15 protein-coding genes are annotated in these 15,549 nt (G+C 68.8%); 8 read left to right on the forward strand and 7 right to left on the reverse strand.

The window, feature by feature from the left end:
- Positions 1 to 3 precede the first annotated feature (3 nt).
- The 3 genes from MUG96_RS14570 to MUG96_RS14580 all read left to right on the forward strand — a co-directional run bounded on the left by MUG96_RS14570 (position 4) and on the right by MUG96_RS14580 (position 2,200).
- Positions 4 to 345, forward strand: a complete 342-nt coding sequence (locus MUG96_RS14570; protein WP_246983875.1) for a DUF7113 family protein — start codon at positions 4 to 6, stop codon at positions 343 to 345.
- Positions 346 to 420: 75 nt separating this feature from the next.
- Positions 421 to 1,719 (forward strand): MFS transporter, encoded by a 1,299-nt coding sequence (locus tag MUG96_RS14575; protein ID WP_246983877.1) that lies wholly within the window; start codon positions 421 to 423, stop codon positions 1,717 to 1,719.
- A gap of 121 nt (positions 1,720 to 1,840) precedes the next feature.
- Complete coding sequence (locus MUG96_RS14580; protein ID WP_246983879.1) at positions 1,841 to 2,200, forward strand: DsrE family protein; 360 nt, start codon at positions 1,841 to 1,843, stop codon at positions 2,198 to 2,200.
- Here MUG96_RS14580 and MUG96_RS14585 read toward each other — a convergent pair.
- The 3 genes from MUG96_RS14585 to MUG96_RS14595 form a co-directional block, all read right to left on the reverse strand.
- Positions 2,197 to 3,453 (reverse strand): DNA double-strand break repair nuclease NurA, encoded by a 1,257-nt coding sequence (locus MUG96_RS14585; RefSeq protein ID WP_246983881.1) that lies wholly within the window; start codon positions 3,451 to 3,453, stop codon positions 2,197 to 2,199. The genes MUG96_RS14580 and MUG96_RS14585 overlap by 4 nt on opposite strands.
- Before the next feature lie 51 nt (positions 3,454 to 3,504).
- Positions 3,505 to 4,806 (reverse strand): MEDS domain-containing protein, encoded by a 1,302-nt coding sequence (locus tag MUG96_RS14590; RefSeq protein ID WP_246983883.1) that lies wholly within the window; start codon positions 4,804 to 4,806, stop codon positions 3,505 to 3,507.
- A 148-nt stretch (positions 4,807 to 4,954) separates the two neighbouring features.
- Complete coding sequence (locus MUG96_RS14595) at positions 4,955 to 5,350, reverse strand: DUF7522 family protein (protein ID WP_246983885.1); 396 nt, start codon at positions 5,348 to 5,350, stop codon at positions 4,955 to 4,957.
- A gap of 120 nt (positions 5,351 to 5,470) precedes the next feature.
- On the opposite strand from MUG96_RS14595, the gene gpmI reads away from it, so the two are divergent.
- On the forward strand, positions 5,471 to 7,009 hold the full coding sequence (gene gpmI, locus MUG96_RS14600; protein WP_246983886.1) for a 2,3-bisphosphoglycerate-independent phosphoglycerate mutase: 1,539 nt from the start codon (positions 5,471 to 5,473) through the stop codon (positions 7,007 to 7,009).
- Between the two features lie 372 nt (positions 7,010 to 7,381).
- On the forward strand, positions 7,382 to 8,113 hold the full coding sequence (locus MUG96_RS14605; protein ID WP_246983887.1) for a GNAT family N-acetyltransferase: 732 nt from the start codon (positions 7,382 to 7,384) through the stop codon (positions 8,111 to 8,113).
- Between the two features lie 13 nt (positions 8,114 to 8,126).
- Here MUG96_RS14605 and nadC read toward each other — a convergent pair whose 3' ends face one another.
- From nadC to nadA, 3 genes are read right to left on the reverse strand one after another with little or no spacing between them, the layout of a single operon-like run.
- On the reverse strand, positions 8,127 to 9,005 hold the full coding sequence (gene nadC, locus MUG96_RS14610) for a carboxylating nicotinate-nucleotide diphosphorylase (protein WP_246983888.1): 879 nt from the start codon (positions 9,003 to 9,005) through the stop codon (positions 8,127 to 8,129).
- 2 nt (positions 9,006 to 9,007) lie between these two features.
- On the reverse strand, positions 9,008 to 10,534 hold the full coding sequence (locus tag MUG96_RS14615; RefSeq protein WP_246983889.1) for an L-aspartate oxidase: 1,527 nt from the start codon (positions 10,532 to 10,534) through the stop codon (positions 9,008 to 9,010).
- Positions 10,535 to 10,549: 15 nt separating this feature from the next.
- Positions 10,550 to 11,671: a quinolinate synthase NadA gene (gene nadA, locus MUG96_RS14620; protein ID WP_246983890.1), complete on the reverse strand. Its 1,122-nt coding sequence runs from the start codon at positions 11,669 to 11,671 to the stop codon at positions 10,550 to 10,552.
- Positions 11,672 to 11,861: 190 nt separating this feature from the next.
- Here nadA and MUG96_RS14625 point away from each other — a divergent pair, with 190 nt between their 5' ends.
- The 3 genes from MUG96_RS14625 to MUG96_RS14635 are packed head-to-tail and all read left to right on the forward strand — an operon-like array spanning position 11,862 to position 14,876.
- A complete protein-coding gene (locus MUG96_RS14625; protein WP_246983891.1) occupies positions 11,862 to 12,596 on the forward strand; it encodes a hypothetical protein in 735 nt (244 codons plus the stop codon).
- Between the two features lie 5 nt (positions 12,597 to 12,601).
- Entirely contained in the window at positions 12,602 to 14,413 is a 1,812-nt protein-coding gene (locus MUG96_RS14630; RefSeq protein WP_246983893.1) for a spermidine synthase, read from the forward strand.
- Complete coding sequence (locus tag MUG96_RS14635; RefSeq protein ID WP_246983895.1) at positions 14,391 to 14,876, forward strand: DUF2617 family protein; 486 nt, start codon at positions 14,391 to 14,393, stop codon at positions 14,874 to 14,876. The genes MUG96_RS14630 and MUG96_RS14635 overlap by 23 nt, the downstream gene beginning before the upstream one ends.
- Positions 14,877 to 14,896: 20 nt before the next feature.
- On the opposite strand, the gene MUG96_RS14640 is transcribed toward MUG96_RS14635, so the two are convergent.
- Positions 14,897 to 15,514, reverse strand: a complete 618-nt coding sequence (locus MUG96_RS14640; protein WP_246983896.1) for a hypothetical protein — start codon at positions 15,512 to 15,514, stop codon at positions 14,897 to 14,899.
- Positions 15,515 to 15,549: the final 35 nt, after the last annotated feature.

Raw genomic sequence — 15,549 nt, forward strand, 5'->3', positions numbered from 1 at the left:
AGTATGTTGCTCATCCGCGGGTCGGCCGGCGGGACGGCGCTGACGGGAACCCTCTACGAGCACGGCGAGACCCCGCCGACGTTCAAGGGCGCGCCCGACGAGGACGCCCCCTACATCTGGGTCTGTGACGCCTTCTACGAGGTCGAGAGCGGCGGCCAGTCGACCGAGATCGGCGGCCGCGAACTCAACGTCGCCTTCGAGTCCCCGATGCCCCACGGCTTCGAGACCCGCGAGACCGCCATCGACGCCGCCGAGGAACACATCCGCACGCAGTTCGCCCGCGTCGGTCTCGACTCGGCCGAGGTGGAGGTCGAGGTCGTGCAGGCCGAACCCGAACCGCAGTAGTCGACGGTTTATTTCGCCGGCGAAACCGCTGGTAGCCCCCGCTAGCTATTTATCCCTGATGGGACAGAGGGCGGTATGGTCGCGCTCTCCATGCGTCAGCGGCGGGCCGCGCTCTGGACCATCCTCGCGGCCGGGTTCCTGCTCGTGAACTTCCACCGGACGGCGACTGGCGTGCTGGCCGACACCCTCTCGCGGACGTTCGACGCCACTGCCGCCGAACTCGGCCTCCTCCACGCCTCGTTTTTCTACATCTACGCCGGCCTCCAGTTGCCGGCAGGGTTGATCGTCGACCGCTACGGCCCACGGCGGGTCGGGACGGTCGGCCTCTTCCTGCTGACCGGCGGCGTCGCCTGGTTCGCACTCAGCGGCTCGCTGGTCTCGGCCTTCCTCGCCCGCGCGGCCATCGGCCTCGGCGGGAGCGTGCTCTACATCGCCACGCTGCGGTTCTGTGCCTCCTGGTTCCGCGCCGACCAGTACGCGACGATGACCGGCTACACCATCGCCGCCGCGGGCGTGGGCGGCATCCTCGCGACGACGCCGCTCGCGCTCGCCATCGAGAGCGCCGGCTGGCGGGTCTCCCTGCTCGCGGCCGGCGCCGCCAGCGGCGTCCTCGGACTCGGCGTCGCCGCGTTCGTCCGGGACACGCCCGCCCGCGCGGGCCACGAGAGCGTCGGCGAAGCCGAACGCGAGACCGCGACCCTCGCCGAAGTCGTCGCCAACACGAAGACGGTCCTCGGCGAGCGCGAGACCTGGCTGATGGGCGTTATCCTCTTTTTTACGCTCGGGACGAACTTCACCGTCCTCGGGCTCTGGGGCGTGCCCTTCGTCGCCGACACCTACAGCGTAACCGTCGCGACGGCCTCGCTGTACGTGCTGGCCGGCAACGTCGGGTTCGTGCTGGGCTCGCCGGTCTTCGGCTGGCTCTCCGACCGGCTCGAACGCCGGACGGGACTCGTCGTCGGGTCGAGCGTCCTCTTCACGCTCGTCTGGGCCCTCCTGCTCGTCATCCCGCCGCTCCCGGTCGTGGGCCTCGTCCTCTTTCTCGCCCTCTTCGCCAACGGCGGCATCGCGCTCGTGTTCACCGTCGGGAAGGAGCGCCACGAGCCCGCCGTCGCCGGGACGATCACCGGCGTCATCAACAGCATCGGGTACTTCGGCGCAGCGATCATGCCGACGGTGATGGGCGGCGCCCTCGACGCCTTCTACACCGGCGAAATCATCAACGGCGCCCGGGTGTACACCACGACCGGCTACCGCGTCGCGTTCGGCATCGCCGTGGCCTCGGGAGTGATCACGACCCTCGCCGCGCTCTACCTCCACCGCCGCGAGCAACGCCCCGAGCCGGGACCGCAGGCGGTCGCCGCCGACGACTGACCGGCCCCTGCGTCCGCGATGGTCCGGTTGCGGACACTGGCGACTCGACCACGCCCACTGGCCCCGGCTTCCGCTCCGATACCCACCCGGAGTTTATCGGGCTGCCGACACAGGAGGTGGTATGAGCACCAGTCAGAGCATCGTCATCCACGTCACGAGCGGTGAGAGCGCGGACTTCGAGACGGCACTCCGGAACCTCGTGAACCTCGTGCAGGAGGAATCGGTGTCGACACCGCCGGAGAAGATGCAGGTCGTCGTCAACGGGCGGGCCGTCCGGTTCCTGCTCGCGACGGCCCCCGAGGCGGCAAAGATCACCCAGATGGCGGACGCTGGCGTCGGTATCGGCGCCTGTGCCAATTCGCTCGACCGGTTCGGCCACGACTCCCAGGACCTCGCGGAGGGCGTGACCACCATCCCCTCGGGCGTCGCCGAGGTGGCCCGCGCCCAGCAACACGGCGCGACCTACCTGAAACTGCCCTAAAACGGCGTCTCCACGCTGTCCCAGCGCACGTCGTCGTAGACGCGCTGTTGCCCGGTCTCGAAGGTCTCCTCCAGTTGCCGCTCCAGCGCGCCCTTCTCCTGGCGGCTGATCCGGGCGAGTTCGTCCGCCTTCTCGACGGCCATCGGCGGACCCTTGCGAGCCGCCACGTCCGAGAGCACCTGCATGGTCAGGTCCTCGCGGAGGTCGGGGTCCTCGGTGAAGGCGGAGGGCGCCTCCACGCGGTAGACCAGTTCCTCGCGGGGGTCGTAGACGACGAAGAAGGTGACCTCGTACGCCTCGTCGTCGAGTTCCCGCTCGATGTCGATCTCGCAGTCGCCTCGCGTCGAGAGGACGCGGTCGGCGCCCGCCCGCGACCGGAACCAGTTCGTGAACGTGAGCGCGTCGGTCCGTGTCTCACCGTCGTCGTCGGTTCGCCGGAGCAGCGTCTCGAAGAAGGCCGCGTCGTTGACCCACGGGGCGTTGGTCTGTCGGCGGACCGCCCGGGTCAGCGCCTTCGAGCTACTGGACTTGACGAACCCGGCCACCGGCACGTCCCGCTCGACGAACGTCTCGACGAGGTCGACGTAGTTCTGGACCACGTCGCGTGGCCGCTCGTCCTCCACGAGCAACTCCGCGAGCGTCGGGTCCTGGTCGGTCCACTTCAGGAGTCCGGTGGGGTAGATCGGCCCGTCCAGTATCAGGAGGTCCTCGACGACCTCCGCGTTGAGGGTGGCGTGTGAACTCTCGGCGAGGTAGAGCGCGAGCGCGTGGACGACCGTCTGCTCGTAGCGGTCCACGCGGGGCGCCTGCATGATGCGCCCGCGACCGTACCCGCGGTCGAAGGGGACCCAGTCGTCCTCGCCGACCGCGACCGTCGCGTCGTTCGAGTGGACCGTGCTGACGATGGTCCGCCCGCGGTGTAACTCCAGGTCCGAGGGGACGGCGGCCATCGCCGCCTGCGCCACGTCGATGACGAGGCCGTTCTTGAACGTCGTGGGGTTGATGGTCCCGGAGTCGAGGCCGTGCTGGGTGGGGAACCGCGACTCCATCAGGGCGGCGTCTTCGAGGTCGATCAGTCGACGCCGCTGGTCGCCCAGGGGCTCGATCACCGGCGTTCCGTCGGCGTAGAGCGGGTCGAGGAACTCCTCCCAGACGGTGGTCGCGAAGTCCCGGTGGTCTGTGGCGTCGACGCCCTTCCGGATGCGGCCCGCGAGCTGGGCGATGCCGTCGAAGTGGACCGGGTCGAGGGTCATTACGCCCCCGGAGGGACGCCGCCGGCAAAAACGGTGGGGCGGCGACGCGCCTCAGGCCTCGCCGAGCGGCAACTCGAGCCCGAGCCGATAGTGGTCACAGTCCGCGGGCGGCAGGTCGACGACGCCGGCCGACCGCTCGACGATCCACTTCACCGCCCAGATTTCCATCCCGTTCGCGTGGATCAGCGGTCGCTCGACCCCTTCTTTCAGTGCCGTCGACTCGTCTGCCCCGACCGGGTCGCCGTCGCTCTCGACGACGATGGACACGGTCCGTTTCGTCGTATCGACCGCGGTGTCCAGGTGGACCGACGCCGACTGGGGATAGGCACGCTCGAGTCCCTCGGTCAGGAGCAACTCGATGGCGAACGCCACGTCGGCGGTGCCGATGGCGGTCGCGTCCGCCGGACACGCGACCGACACCGTCGCCTCGGGATACTGCTCGGTCACCGACTCGACGGCGCGGTCGACGACCGACGGGACCTCGACCGTGGTCAGGCAGGCCTCGGACGCGAGGCGCTTTTCGACCGCCCGGGCTCGCTCCGAGAGCTCGTGGATCGACGTGATGTGGGTCCGAACCGCGTCGATGTGCTCTCGCACCTCGGCGTCGTCGACGGCCTCCGCGACGAAGTCGAGGTATCCCAGCGCACCGCTCGTCTCGTTGCGGATGTTGTGCCGGAGGATGCGATTGAGGACCGTCAGCCGCTGTTCGTGGTTCGAGACCGCTCGCTGGGAGAGCGCGAGTTGCTTGGCCTGGTCGAGGATCGTCTCCACGGTCGTCGACGGCGCCGACCCGCCAGCATCCCGCTCGTGGACGGGGTTCTCACACACCACGCCGTCGTAGACGATGTGCTCGTGCGTGCGGAGCACCTTCGCGATGGCCGCGGACTCGAACCGGGACAGGTCGTACTGACAGAGCGTCCGGCACGGGATGGCGTCGACGAGGTCGTCGAAGGCCGCCTCGAACGCGATGATCTCCTCGAATTCGACGTCGAGGTCGAAGTACCACGTGTTCTCGCCGGCGACCCGGAGTCCCTCGTACTCCGTGGCCCTGTCGACTGCGGTCTCTGCGAGGTACTCGAGCGTCTCCGCGCCGTCGAACCCACCATCGGTGTACGCCGCCGACGCCGGGACGAACCTGAGGTCGCCGTCGGCGCGGCGCCCGTCCACGTCGACGCCGAACGTCGAGAGGACCGACGCCACGTCCGTCGGCTCGTTGTCGTCGGCGATGTAGATACAGTGCTCGTTTTGCTGTAAGCCGTGGTCGATATAGGCGGCGACCGCGGCCAACTGCTGGTCGCGGTCGTCGTAGAACAGGGCCAGATGGTCCGCGTAGTCGGTCCGCTCGAACTGCATCCTGAGATCGGCGTACCGTACCCGGCTGTCGGGAGGGCGAGATGATGATGGTGTCCACATCGCTCGGTCGAACTACACACGCTTGTCACTCGAGAGTAAAAAACGCAAGCAAACAGAAAACGGATTTTACCGGTACGACCGGCGTTGCTCAGTTCTGACGGCCGGTCTTGTCGTCCAGTACTTCCGTGACGGCGTCCGCGTAGGTGTTGAAGTCGCGGATCGTGGCGCCGTCGGTCGTCATGAACACCCCGTCGCGGTCGCTGGTGATGCGCAGGAGGAAGCCGTTCTCGAAGACGCGGACGGTGTACTTGTACTCCCCCAGTTCGGTCCCGCGGTAGGCGTTCGTGGTGTTTTTGAAGCCGCGCCACTCGTGGCCGATGAAACTGTCGAGATCGGCGTCCCGCTCCAGGTCCTCGCGGAGGTAGAGCTGCTCGAAGTCCGACCGCGTGAAGTACGTGAGCGAGCGGAGGCTGTCACCGGCGGCGGTTCGCGCGGTGGTGACCAACTTATCGGCGAACTCCTCGTCCACGATGGTCGTCTCCATACCTCCACCCTGACTGTCACGGTACATAACCCCAGTGGTCACCCGCCCGCACTGCCGGCGTCGAAGACGGGGTTGCGCCCTTCCGACACCACTTTCCCACCCGCCCGTCTCCGCTCGCGTATGCAGGTCGGTCTGGTTATCCTCGACGGCTGGGGACTCAATCCCGACGAACGGGCCCGGGACGCCGTCCGCGCAGCAGCGACGCCGAACTTCGACCGCTACCGCGAGGCCGGCGCCGCCACCACACTCGAAACGCACGGGCGGCGGGTCGGCCTCCCCGAAGGACAGATGGGCAACAGCGAGGTCGGCCACCTCACCATCGGCGCGGGCCGCGTCGTCAAACAGGAAGCCACGCGCATCACCGACGATATCGAAGCCGGCGACCTCGGCGAGAACGCCGCCATCGCCTCGGCCTTCGAGTACGCCGAGGAGAACGACGGCCGCGTCCACCTCATGGGGCTGATCAGCGACGGCGGCGTCCACTCCTACCAGAAGCACTGCCACGCCCTGATCGACGTGGCCGCCGACCGCGGAAGCGAGGCCGTCACCCACGCCTTCACCGACGGCCGAGACACCTCCCCCACCGGCGGCGAAGCGTACCTCGCCGCCCTGGAATCCCACGCCGAAGACCGCGGGACGGGCCAGGTTGCGACCGTCGCCGGCCGCTACTACGCGATGGACCGCGACGAGAACTGGGGGCGGACGAATCGCGCCTACGACGCCATCGTGAACCGCGAGGCCGACCACACCGCCGCCACGGCCGTCGACGCCGTTACCGAGTCCTACGCCCGGGACACCACCGACGAGTTCGTCGAGCCGACGCTGGTCGATGGTGGACCGGCGCTGACGGGGGACGACGCGGTCGTCTTCTTCAACTTCCGGTCGGACCGCGCCCGGCAGCTCACGCGCATGCTCGCGGACATCCGCCCGGACGACTGGGCCGCCGCGGGAATCGAGACGAATCCGCCGGACGCACGCGTGGTGACGATGACCGAGTACGACGAGACCTTCGGCCTCCCGGTGGCCTACCCGCCCCGCCAGCCCGCCGACGTGCTGGGCGAGGTGCTCGCCGACACCGACCACACCCAGTTGCGCCTCGCCGAGACCGAGAAGTACGCCCACGTCACCTACTTCCTCAACGGCGGCCGCGAGGTCGAGTTCCCGGGAGAGACCCGCCGGATCGTCGACAGTCCGGACGTTCCGACCTACGACCAGCAGCCGGAAATGAGCGCGCCGGGCGTGACGGACGCGGCCCTCGGGGTGATCGAGGATGCCGACCCGGATGCGATGGTCCTCAACTACGCCAATCCGGATATGGTCGGCCACACCGGCGACTTCGACGCCGCCGTCGAGGCGGTCGAAGCCGTCGACGAACAGCTCGGCCGACTGGTCGAACGGCTCCGGACGGCCGGCGCCCACGTCGTCATCACCGCCGACCACGGGAACGCCGACGACATGGGAACGGAAGACGACCCACACACGGCCCACACGCTCAACCCGGTCCCGTTCGTCTCCCTCGGCCCGGACGGGATGGCAGGGGGCAGGGCCGCCAGGGACGGCGGGACGCTCGCCGACATCGCGCCGACGCTGCTCGAACTGCTCGGCGTCGAGCGACCGGACGCGATGACCGGCGAGTCGCTACTCACCGACGCGGAGTAACGGGGTTCGGTGGGCTGGCAGGAGAGCGAGAGTGGTGCCCCCGGAGCGGTGAGCAGGCTGTGCGACCGGTTCGGCCGGTGGACGCCGACGCCCCGACGAGGAGCGTCCCGCCGGCAATCGCCAGCACGGCCAGCAGGAGCGCGACCGTCGCGAACATCTCGGCGAGCCCGAGCAGTTCCGTACCGATAACGACCGTGCCGAGCAGTTACAGCGCCGCACCGGTGATGCTGTGTTCACGTCCCTTCATCGGTCACCTCACTCGGTGGTAGGGGGAGAGATGATATCAAGGACCGCGGGCGTTCCCGGAGTGTGAGAACATCCCAGAATGGTGACAAGGACTTTATCCGTGGCGCCGTAAGGTCGGTCTGGTCGATGTCCCCGTTGAGTACACTCGACATCGAAACCGACGACAGACGGCGCATCTACCGATACGTGGAGCGCCGTGGGGCGGTCCCACCCGGTGATGTGGCCGAGGCGGTCGAGATCGACCCCGAGACGTTCCGCCACCACGTTGCCGTGCTGAAACGCGACGGCCTCCTGCGGGAGGTCGACGGGACGCTCCGGGTCCAACTCGACTGTGGCGAGGCCGAGGAACACGAGACCGGCGGTCTCCAGTACGAAATCCGGCCGGCCCGGCAGGAGGATACCTCGGGCGTCCTCGGCGTGATCCGTGCGGTCGCGGACGCGGAACGGGACCTGGTCGCGGAGAGCGTCGCGGAACAGCTCGACTACGAACAGGCTCTCACGCGGCACAACGCCGCCGAGACGCGCCTCTTTTTCGTCGGCGCCGTCGCCGGTGAGGTCGTCGGTTTTTGCCACCTCGACGTGCCCCGAATGGCGAAGCTGGCCGGAGCGGCGGAACTCACCGTCGGGGTCCTCGAGGAGTACCGCCGGTACAGCATCGGCAGCCACCTCCTCCAGCGCGGTATGAGCTGGGCCCGCTCACAGGGCTGTCGCCGCGTCTACAACTCCATCCCCGAGACCAACGACCTCGCGCTCTCGTTCCTCCAGGACAACGGCTGGCGCGTCGAGGCCGTCCGGTCGAGACACTTCCTCATCGACGACGAGCCGGTCGACGAACTCCAGTTGGCCGCGGACCTCTGAGACGCGCTGCCGGTCACTCCGCCCCCGTCCGGAAGGAGAGGTCGAGCGTCGGCGCCGAGTGGGTCAGCGCGCCCATCGAGATTACGTCGACCCCCGTCCGCGCGTAGTCGGGCACGTCCTCGACGGTGATCCCGCCGGAGGCCTCGGCCAGTACCTCGCGCCCGAGGTCGGCGGTGGTCTCGCGCAGGCGGTCGACGGCGTCTTCGGTCTCCGCGGGCGTCATGTTGTCCAGCAGGACGATATCGGCGCCGGCCGTCGCCGCACGCGGTGCGTCCGCCGGCCGTTCGACCTCGACCTCGATCTTCGTCGTGAAGGAGGTCCGCTCCCGGAAGTGCGCGACGGCGTCCTCCAGCCCCATCTCCGCGACGTGGTTGTCCTTGACCATCACCATGTGGGAGAGGTCGAGCCGATGGGTGTCACCGCCGCCGGCGACGATGGCCCGCTTCTCGACTCCGCGGAGGCCGGGTGTCGTCTTCCGGGTGCCCGCGATTCGCACGTCGTCGACCCCCTCGCCGGCGTCGCCGGTTCGGTCGCTCGCGGCGTCTTCGAGCGCCGCTCTGGCCGCGTCGACGGCCTCGCGTGTCTTCGTCGCCACGCCCGAGGCGTGGCCCGCGACGTTGACCGCCACGCGCTCGCCGCGCAGGACCGCGCGGGCCGGCCCGGAGACCGTCAGCACGGCGTCGCCGGCCTCGATGCGGTCGCCCTCCGCGACCGCTCGCTCGGCCTCGCAATCGAGGTACTCGAAGACGGCGAGGGCGGCGTCGAGCCCGGCGGCGACGCCCGCATCCCTGGCGACGAGTCGGCCCTCGGTGTCACCGGGGACCTGATTGGTCACGTCGTGGTGGCCGAGGTCCTCGCGGAGCCAGCCCTCGATTTTCGAGTCGGTGAGCATCGTCAGTCGTCGGCCGTCGGTTCGGCGGCGTCGCCCCCGTCCGTCGCGGCGTCCCCGACGAGGTGGTGACAGCCCACCGACTCGTCGTTCTCCGCGGCCTGCCGGGCGACGAGCAGGGCAACGACGGCCGCCGACCGGAGTTCGTACAGCGACCGCGAGGTCCGGGTCCGGACGTAGGCGTCGACCTCGCCTTTGAGCCGACGGAGGACGCTCATCGCCCGCTGCAGGTCCTCGGGGTCGCGTTCGAGGCCGACGTACTCGTCCATCACGCGGCGCAGGCGGACGAACTTCTCCCGGGCGAAGTTCGCCGGGAGTTCGGGGTCACGCTCCAGTAATTCGGGCGCCTCGATGACCTCGACGTCGTTGCCGGCCGCGTCCGCGCCGGCCCGCAGGCCCCAGACGAGGCCCTCGAGCAGGGACGTGGAGGCCAGCCGGTTCGCGCCGTGGACGCCCGTGCGGGAACACTCCCCGACGGCGTAGAGCCGGTCGAGCGAGGAGCGGCCGCGGTCGTCGACCGTCACGCCGCCACAGAGGAAGTGTTCGGCCGGCGCGACCGGGATGCCCTCGGTCCAGTCGACGCCGTGGTCCTCGCACTTCTCGACGAGGTCCGGGAAGTGCCCCGCGAAGTCGAGCGGACTCACGTCCAACAGGACCTCGCCGGTTTCCTCGCGCTCGCGCTTGACGGCGCGGGCCACGACGTCACGCGGAGCGAGTTCCGCGTCCTCGTGGTAGTCGGGCATGAACCGCTCGCCGTCGCCGTTGCGGAGCAGGCCGCCCTCGCCGCGGACGGCCTCGCTGACGAGGAACGGACTCTCGTTTGCCACGCAAACAGTGGGGTGGAACTGGACGTACTCCATGTCGGTCACGTCCGCGCCCGCGAGCGCGGCCATGGCGATGCCGTCGCCGGTCGAGTCCGCGGGGTTGGTCGTCCGCGGGTAGAGGTCGCCGATGCCGCCCGTCGCGAGGACGGTCGCGCCGGCGTACCACGGCTCGAACTCCCCGCCGGATTCGAGGATGGCCCCGTGGACCTTCCCCTCGTGGCGGATCAGTTCGAGCGCGGCCGTGTCGTCCCGTATCTCCACGTCGTCGTGGTCGTCGAGGTAGTTCAGGAAGGGCACGTGGATGTGTTTGCCCGTCGAGGCGTCGACGTGCAGGATGCGGTCCGAGGAGTGGGCCGCCTCGCGCGTGAAGTCGAAGTCCGCTGCGCCGGTGCCGGTATCGAACTCTACGTCGAGCGTCTCCAGCAGCACGTCACGCACCGCGTCGTTCGCGTCCTCGACGAGTACGTCGACGGCCTCGGGATCGGCGGTGCCGGCGGAGGCGTCGATGATGTCCTGTTTGAACTCCTCGGGTTCGTCCCGAGCGATAGCGATGCCGCCCTGTGCCCACCACGAGGAGGCCCCCTCGGGGCGAGTGGCTTTCGTGGCGACGGTCACGTTCGCGCCCTCGCGTGCGGCGGCGAGTGCGGCCGCGAGGCCGGCGATACCGGAACCGACGACGAGTACGTCCGTCTCGTTGTGGTCTGTCATTGTCGCGATTCCTCGTCAGATCTCCAGCATCCGGTCGAGCGCGACCTGTGCGAGTTCCTTCTCCTCCGGTGCGACCTCGATGACGTTGCGCTCGCGGCCCTCGGTCAGTTCTTCGAGCACCCACGTCAGGTAGTTCGGGTCGATCTGCCGCATGGCGTTGCAGTCCATGCAGGCGTCGCCACAGAGCGGCAGGACCTCGACCTCGGGGTTCCAGCGGTCGAGGTGCTTGGCGAGGTGGATCTCCGTGCCGATGGCCCACGTGTCGCCGGGGTCGGCGCTCTCGACGGTCTCGGTGATGGTCGAGGTGGAGCCGACCACGTCGGCGGCCTCGACGACCTCGCGGCGACATTCGGGGTGGACGACCACGTTGGCGTCCGGGCGCTCCTCGCGGAGGTCCTCGATGTGGGACTCGCGGAAGCGCTCGTGGACCTGACAGTAGCCCTCCCAGAGGATGATGTCGTTCTCGACGGCGGCCTCGGCGGTGACGCCCTCGGGGTCCCAGGGGTCCCACTCGACGATCTCGTCTTCCATGCCCAGCCGGTGGGCCGTGTTCTCCCCGAGGTGCTTGTCTGGGAGAAAGAGGACCTTGTCACCCTTCTCGAAGGCGTACTCGAAGGCCCTGTGGGCGTTCGAGGAGGTACAGACCAGGCCGCCCTGCTCGGCACAGAAGGCCTTCAGGTCGGCGTAGCTGTTCATGTAGGTGATGGGGATGATGTTCTCGTCGGTCGCGCCGGTGAGTTCCGCCCAGGCGGCGTCGACCTGGAGGGCCTCGGCCATGCCCGCCATCGGACAGGACGCCTCCATGCTCGGGAGGATCACCGACTGGGAATCGTCGGTGATGATGTCGGCGGACTCGGCCATGAACGTCACGCCGCCGAAGATCACGTAGTCGGCGTCGGCGTTCGCGGCCTCTTTCGACAGCTGGTAGGAGTCACCGACGAAGTCGGCGTGTTTGACGATCTCCCGGCGCTGGTAGTTGTGGCCGAGGATGACGACGTCGTCACCGAGTTCGTCGAGGGCCGCCTCGATGCGCTCGGTGCGTTCGTCCTCCTCCAGGTCCCGGTAGGCAGGTGGAAGCTGCTCCAGGTTGTCGTACTTGAACAGGCTGAGGTCCGTCTCGAACTGCGCGGTTTCCATCTCTGGCACGTAAGACCAACCCTCGGTTAGCTATCCTACGGTACTGCCTATTGAAAAAATTTTGCCTTCAATGTCCGCCTATGGTGGACTTTTAGGCATATGTTGCCACCTTCGCGGTAACGCGGGCGCGTTTGTCCCAGCGAGCTGCATCCAGAAAGATACTTAGGTGTCGTTCTGTAGACATGGTCGTATGGATCGCCGCCGATTCCTCCTCGCGAGCGGTCTGACCGCTGGTACCGTCGGTTTAGCGGGGTGTACGAGCATCCCGCTGATCGGTGGCGGCGGGCAGACGCCGCCGCCACGGAAGTCCTCCGTTTTCACCGACGTCGAGGCGTCAGAGCAGGGAATCGTCCTGGAACTGCCCGACCAGCCCTGGATTCAGTCCCGGGCCGAGATCGGAAACAGCGGGGCGCTCGCGCCGCCGGACGCCGCCGGGCTGCTCGGCGGCCTCTCGCCGGTCGGCCTCGCCAGCGCCGCGAAGGGCGGCGCCGTCGGTGCCACCGGCCGCGGGGACGGCGGTGCGTCGAGGGCACCCCGGAGCACCCACGGCTACGCGAAGTGGCACGGGGGCGACGGTGACGACTACGACGACTGGCGGGAGGAGCACGACGACGACGTCGACCGGTACGACGCCGCCATCGCCGCCGTCGGCGTCGCCTACCTCGGCTCGAACGCCCAGTACGACGGCAACGAGCCCGGCCCCGGGAAACCGCCGGGCGGCTGGGACGAGACGATGTCGTCCGTCGACGGGAACCAGGTCGTCTACGAGACCGACCCCCAGAGCGGCTGGTACCGCTCCGGTGCCCGACTCGAGGCCCCCGGTACCGACCACACCTTCGGCTGGGAGTCCGTCGACTACATGATCGAACGAGCAGGCGGCGGCCCGAAAGTCGACCGTGCCTGGAAGATATCCCCGCGCCTGTAGACGCCGTGCCCCGCCCGCTCGACCGCCGCAGTGCCGTCTTCGCGCTCACGTTCGTCGTCGCCTTCTGTAGCATCGTCTACGAACTCGTCTACTCCGAACTGCTGGCCGTGCTCTTCGGCGGCACCGTCGTCCGCTACTCCGTCACCATCGGCCTCTTTCTGTTCTCGCTCGGCGTCGGCGCCTTCTGCTTCCGGTATCTCGACGACCACCCCTCCAATTTCTTCCGCCTGGAGGTCTATCTCGCCGTGCTCGGACCGCTCGGCCTCGTGTTCATCGTCGGGGTCAACGCCGTCCCGATCACCGGCGGCCCCGAGACGGAGGCGGCGCTCGAACGGCTCGCGCTCTACGTCTCGCACCTCCCCATCGTCGTCGTCGGCTTCCTCTCCGGCCTCGAAATTCCGTTCCTGACCGACCTCGCCGACGCCGAGCGGGGAGAGTCCGGACGGGCCGTGGGCGTCGTCGCCGCGGTCGGCCGGGGCTCCCGTCGGGTCGCGCGCGCCGTCGTCGGCCTCCCCTTTCGAGCCTCGGACGACGACGGGAACGAGGGCGACGAGAGCAGTTTCTCGGCAGTACTGGGAATGGACTACCTCGGCAGCCTCGTCGGGACCGTCACCTACGCGCTCGTCCTCTACCCGTCGCTCGGTCTCATCCCGACGGTGTTCGTCCTCGGCCTGCTGAACGCGGTCGCCGCGCTCGCCTTTTACCTGCTGTACCGCGAGGGCGGCGCGACGGAAGCGACCGCGGACGGGGCGGCCACGGACAACGCGGGAGCCCCAGTCGACGTGACCTTCGGGACGACGAGTCACGCGCTCCTGGCGATCTGTCTGCTGGCGGTCGGCGCCTACGCGGGCGCGCTGGTCTACGAGGAGGACGTGTCCACGGACCTGCGGAACCTCTACCTCGAAGAGCAGTTCGAGGGGGAGTACCCGAACCGGCAGATGGAGGTGCGGATCACCGGGCACGCGTCGACCCGGTACCAGGACGTCGTCTTCTACGAGCGCGAGTGGACCGGCGGCTCTGCCATCTACCAGGGGCGACAGTCCCCACAGACCTGCCTGCGGCTCGACACGGCGGTCCAGTTGTGCGAGAGCTGGGTCGACTCCTACCACAGCGGGCTGGTCGACGTGTCCGTGACGATGGCGGGCGACCTCTCCGACCGACGCGTCCTCCTGGTCGGCGGCGGGGACTGGATCGCCGCCGACCGGCTCCGCGAGCGCAACGCCACCGTCGACATGGTCGACCTCGACCGGGAGTTCATGAACTACACGAAAGACCACCCCTACTTCGAGCGGTACCACGACGACGCCTACCGCTACGAGAACCTGACCGTCCACGCCACCGACGCCTACACCTACCTCCGGGACACCGACCGGGAGTACGACCTGATCCTGCTCGACCTCCCCGGCGCCCGCTCCGACGACCTCCTCCATCTCTACTCGACGGAGTTCTACCGCCAGCTCCGGGCCCACCTGGCAGATGGAGGACTGGTCGCCACCTGGTCGTACTCCCGGTACGACTACCCACAGCACCGCAAGGCCTACCTCACGACCGTCCGCGAGGCCGGCTTCGAGTCGTACCTCCGGTATCACGCGTACGACGACCTGAACGGCGACGGGGACGCCGTCGCGACCGAGCAGTTCTACGTCCTCTCGCCGGGGCCGACGCCCGAGCCGGACCTGCAGGGCGTTTCGGACCCGTACCTGCGCCGCCACGCCGACCGCTACCGGTCGGCGACCTGGCGGCCGATCCCGACGTACCGTGGCGTCCGACCGAACAGCATCTTCCACCCGAACTATGACATCATCGTGGACCGCTGAGAGCGCCACCGTCCCCGACCACCTCCACGTCGGCTACGGCCGCGACCGGCCCGAGGTGGCCGACCTGCGGGTGTTCGCCGCGACCGAGCGAACCCTCCTCGGCGAGCGCTTCGAGGTGGCCGTCATCGGGAGCTCCCACTACGTCCACGCGCCCGCGGCGGGGTTCCACGAGATCGTCTCCTGTAAGCCGCTGGCACACGACGCCGTCCACGAACTCGACCTCCGCGAGTTCGGCGAGCGCACGCTCACCTTCGCCGGCGACGACCTCGCCTGCGAGACGACCGTCGCGACCCACCCGCTCGATGCCGTCCCCGACCCGGACGCCGCCGACCTCGCGCACGTCTTCGACCCCGGCGCCGTCACCGCCATCGACGTTGGGACGCGCCGGTACGAGACCTACCACACGTACCCCGAGTTCGACTGTCTGGTCTACACCGAGACGCGGCTGCACGAGGCGGACTGACCCCGCAGACGGCGGGTCGGCTACCGGTAGATGTCCCGGCGCTCCTCGCTCGACAGTTCCACGTCGGCCTCCTCGACGGGCGTGCAGTTGGGGCACTCGTCGGAGGCGGCCACGGTACGGACGGTGATCCGCAGGCCGAACAGCGCCAGCACCCGCTCCTCGCGGCGCTCGACGACGGTGTCCGCGCGGTCGTTCCCGCAGTAGTGACAGTACTCGCGTTCGGCCTGTTCGGTCTGGTAACTCACGAGGTCGTAGCCGAACCAGCCGACGCGCCGGTAGGCCTCCGACTTCGTCTGCCGGACCAGTTCGGGCTCGCCGCCGGCGTCGAAGTCCTCGCGCTCGATGGAGATGGAGGTGCCCCGGTCGGTCTCCGTGCGGACTCGCATATCCCGGCCGACGGTGATGGTGTTGTGACTACCGGTGCAATGCAAGACGAGTTCCTCGTCGTCGCCACGGGCGGTGACGGAGTTGTGGTCGCCGGCGAGCAGGAGGGCGACGCTGTCGCTTCCGGGCACGAACTCGACGCTACTGCTCTCGCTCTCGACGGCGATTCCGCGCTGGACCGTGCCGGCATCGACGGACTTGCGTTCGCCGGTGACCGTCGTGTCGAACTCGCCGGCGTCCGGACTCGAACTCACTGTTTAGCGGAGTGATACGAGAGCGACGGCTAAAA

It is taken from the genome of Halorientalis marina (assembly GCF_023028345.1).
GTDB lineage: Archaea > Halobacteriota > Halobacteria > Halobacteriales > Haloarculaceae > Halorientalis > Halorientalis marina.